This window comes from Pseudomonas sp. P5_A12, from assembly GCF_056400685.1.
This window is the reverse complement of record NZ_JBFUKU010000416.1, coordinates 1-3,629: the sequence shown is the minus strand read 5'-3', so window position 1 is coordinate 3,629 and position 3,629 is coordinate 1. Positions and strand designations below refer to the sequence as shown.

Here is a 3,629-nt window from a genome sequence, read left to right as displayed (position 1 = left end):
CTTCACCATCATGGGCGACGGCGTGCATGTGTTCCCGCGCCTGGTGGCGGCCGAACATCGCGGCGGTTATGTCCGCCAACAGTTGACCAGCAGCATCAAGGAAATGGACGCCCTGCTCGGCGGCGGTATCGAGACGGGTTCCAGCACATTGATTCTGGGTCCGGCCGGGACCGGTAAATCGCTGATCTCGATGATCTTCGCCGCTGCCGCCGTGGCCCGTGGTGAAAAAGCCGCGCTGTTCATCTTCGATGAAGAACTGGGGCTGTTGTTTGAGCGCATGAAAAACATGGGCATCGACCTGCAGGCGCTGCAAGACACCGGTAATTTAATGATTGAACAAGTGGATGCGGCCGAGTTGTCCCCTGGTGAGTTTTCTCATCGGGTTCGTCGCTGCGTCGATGAAGGTAATATCAAAACTGTAGTCATCGACAGCATCAACGGCTATCAGGCCGCGATGCCGGAAGAAAACGCGCTGGTACTGCACATGCACGAATTGCTGCTGTACCTCAATCGGCGCGGCGCGGCGACATTCATGACGGTTGCCCAACACGGGCTGGTTGGTGACATGCAAGCGCCGGTCGATATCACCTATCTGGCTGACACGGTGATTCTGTTGCGCTACTTCGAAGCCCTCGGCAAGGTTCGCCGGGCGATCTCGATCATCAAGAAACGCACCGGCAGCCACGAATCGACCATCCGCGAATACCGCATCGGCAGCCGGGGCATGACGATTGGTGAGCCATTAGATGCGTTCCAGGGCGTATTACGCGGCGTGCCAACGTATCTGGGCGCGAGCCAGCCGTTGCTTCAGGACGATAACCGGTGAGCATTGTCGAGGCGATGTCCGAGCGCGCGATCATTCTCGCGCCGCTGGGACGCGATAGCCAGATTGCGCTGATGATGCTTAAAGAAGCGGGTTTCGAAGGCATTGTGACTCGGGATCTGGCGACGCTGTGCAGCGAGTTGGAGCAAGGTGCCGGACTGCTGGTAATTTCTTCCGAAGCGCTGATCGGTTGTGGTCTCGACCCCCTGCTGCAGCTGATCGAGCTACAACCGGCCTGGTCCGACCTGCCGATCGTCCTGTTGACCCATCACGGTGGGCCCGAGCAGAACCCTGCTTCGCGACTCGGCCCGCAACTGGGCAATGTGACCTTCCTTGAGCGTCCGTTTCATCCGGTGACCTTGATCAGCCTCGTCACCACCGCCTTGCGCGGACGGCGACGACAGTATGAGGCCCGGGACCGGTTGATCGATCTGAGCCAAAGTGAACTGCGACTGCAAAATACCCTGGAAACCCTCGAACAACAGGTCGAGGAGCGCACCGCCCAACTGCGACACAACGAAGAAGCCCTGAGGCAGTCGCAGAAAATGGAAGCGGTCGGCCAACTCACCGGTGGTATCGCCCATGACTTCAACAACATGTTGACCGGCATTATCGGCAGTCTGGAGCTGCTGCGTCGACGCTTGGCCCGCGGCCGTACCGAGGACCTGGATGGACTGATTGATCTGGGCGTGACCTCGGCGAACCGCGCAGCCGGCCTGACCCATCGCCTGCTGGCGTTCTCGCGGCGCCAATCGCTGGATTCCAAACCGGTGGAGATGAACACGCTGGTGGTGTCCATGGGCGAACTGCTGCAACGCAGCATTAACGAAAGTATTCAGCTGGACATGCAATTAAGTGACGACCTATGGGTCGCCGAGGCTGATCCCAACCAACTCGAAAGCGCCCTGCTCAACCTCGTGATAAACGCCCGGGACGCGATGCCCGAAGGCGGAAACCTGGTGGTCACCACCTTCAATCAGCAGCTGGACTCAGGATTCATTGCGGACCACGGCAATCTGCTGCCTGGTGATTACGTCGTGCTGCGGGTGACCRACACCGGCTGTGGCATGCCCGAAAGCACGATCAACCGGGCCTTTGACCCCTTCTTTACGACCAAACCGATCGGCCAGGGCACAGGGTTGGGGCTGTCGATGATTTACGGGTTCAGCAAACAGTCTCACGGTCACGTCACGATCGATAGCGAAGTAGGTCGCGGCACATCGGTGACACTGTTTCTGCCGCGATACAGCGGGGATCTCGCCGAGGAAAGCCTGATCGACATCCAGCACGCCCCACACGCTTTGGACGGAGAAACCGTACTGATTGTCGAAGATGACCCGGCGGTTCGAGTGCTGGTCAGTGCCGTGTTGAGTGAATTGGGTTACGCCTTTGTCGAGGCAGGCGATGCCGACAGTGCGGTACCGATCCTCGACTCTGCGCAGCGGATCGATCTGCTGATCAGCGATGTCGGGCTGCCGGGAATGAACGGTCGGCAACTGGCGGAAATCGGCCGGCAATATCGGCCTGACCTGAAAGTCTTGTTCATCACCGGCTATGCCGAACACGCCGCCGTGCGCGGAGGGTTTCTGGACCCCGGCATGCAGATGATCACCAAACCCTTCACCTTCGACCTGCTGACGGCCAAGGTGCGGGAGATGATCAGCATCTGAAGCGCCCCTTCCCCACGACCACCGATTGCAAAGAGCTCAGGAAAGCATTTGCTGCATGAGCTCTTGCAGTTCATCCAGATCGAACGGCTTGGCGAGGATCGGCGCGGTCTTGGTGATCGGGCTGTCGGTCTCGCGGATTTCCTGCGGGTACCCGCTGATAAAAATCACCTTGAGTTCCGGTCGCAGCTTCACCGCCGGCTCGGCGATCTGTACGCCGGAAATCCCGCCGGGCAAGCGGAAGTCGGTGATCATCATGTCCAGGTGCGGTTTGCTCGCCAGAATTTCAAAGGCCTGCTCGCCGTTTTCGGCCTGCAGCACCCGGTAACCTTCACCCGACAAGTAAGCGGACAACACCATCAAAATCGAGGGGTCATCCTCGACAATGAGTACTACATCTTGCGCATCTTCACTCATGGGAAGCCTTTGTTCGGTCATTAGCTGCTGATACGACCCTAGGGTCGATCAGAGGTTGCGTTTATCTGGCTGTTTCCCTACAGCGGCAGACAAACGCGAAACAATGCGCCTTCGCCAATCCGGCTCTCGACGGTGATAGTGCCGCCATGGGCAGCGACAATCTGTTCCGAAATAAACAGTCCCAGCCCCAACCCTGCCACCACGGTTTTGGCCGAAACCCGTTCAAACTGCTGAAAAATACGTACCTGGTTCTCTTCGCCGATACCAATGCCGCGATCCTGAACCTCGACCCGCGCCTGGCCGTCCTGATTGTACACGCGAACGTCGATCGGGCTGTGGGCGCCATAGCGCAATGCGTTTGTCAGCAGGTTGGAAATCACTTGTTCGATACGGAATTCGTCCCAGCTGCCGACCACCGGCTGCTCGGCCGTCAGCGTAACCGAAGATTCGGCGGCATCGACCTGCGGGGCAAAGTTTTGCAACAGGTTGCTGACCAATTGCACCAGATCAAATTGGCTCGGCCGGATCGACAGCTTGCCGGTGCGGATGCGCGACACATCCAGCATGTCTTCGATCAACCGGATCAGGCTTTTTATCTGCCGCTCATCACGGTCGACCATGGCGTGCATCTTGTCCAGCGTGAACGCCGAAGCGTTGTCCCGGGCCAGGTGCATCTTGCGCAACTGGGTTTCAAGGATCAGGCCATTGAGCGGTGTGCGCAC

At 58.7% G+C, this 3,629-nt stretch carries 4 protein-coding genes; 2 read left to right on the top strand and 2 right to left on the bottom strand.

Annotation, left to right across the window (positions count from 1 at the left end; translation table 11 throughout):
- On the top strand, nt 1–826 hold an 826-nt coding region (locus AC1DSG_RS29075), incomplete at its 5' end, for an ATPase domain-containing protein (RefSeq protein ID WP_477793954.1).
- Between the two features lie 14 nt (nt 827–840).
- Nucleotides 841–2,493 (top strand): ATP-binding protein, encoded by a 1,653-nt coding sequence (locus AC1DSG_RS29070; RefSeq protein ID WP_477793955.1) that lies wholly within the window; start codon nt 841–843, stop codon nt 2,491–2,493.
- Between the two features lie 36 nt (nt 2,494–2,529).
- Here the strand turns inward: AC1DSG_RS29070 and AC1DSG_RS29065 are convergent, their stop codons facing one another.
- A complete protein-coding gene (locus AC1DSG_RS29065; RefSeq protein ID WP_007949268.1) occupies nt 2,530–2,907 on the bottom strand; it encodes a response regulator in 378 nt (125 codons plus the stop codon).
- Nucleotides 2,908–2,984: 77 nt separating this feature from the next.
- Nucleotides 2,985–3,629: sensor histidine kinase (locus tag AC1DSG_RS29060; protein WP_477793953.1), on the bottom strand; the 645-nt coding region annotated here is incomplete at its 5' end.